Below are 267 nucleotides of genomic sequence, written 5' to 3'. Positions count from 1 at the left end.
CATGCCGATCCCGAGAAGGCGGCGGCGGTCAAACGCGAATGCTCCCTGAAGCTCGGCGACGACGCCCTCAAGGACAGGAATTGCCTTCTCCGGATCGGCATGGTCGATGTTGTGCTCGACGCGGGCGCAGATGGCCCCGGAGAGATCGGTCAGAATGCCGCTGGCGCGCTGGCTTCCGAGCTCAAGGCCGATCGAATAGGCGCCCTGCGGATTGATCGAGTAGGGAATGATCGGCTGTCCGCGCGCTGTCTTCTGCGGCTCGCCGGA

At 64.8% G+C, this 267-nt stretch carries 1 protein-coding gene; it reads right to left on the bottom strand.

Annotated elements, in window-relative coordinates:
* Positions 1-267 (bottom strand): hypothetical protein (locus SB679_RS24620; RefSeq protein ID WP_410704908.1); only part of this gene is annotated, 267 nt, incomplete at both ends.

Source organism: Chryseobacterium sp. SIMBA_029 (assembly GCF_046535275.1).
In the GTDB taxonomy this organism is placed as follows: domain Bacteria; phylum Bacteroidota; class Bacteroidia; order Flavobacteriales; family Weeksellaceae; genus Chryseobacterium.
This window is presented reverse-complemented; position numbering and strand designations above follow the sequence as displayed.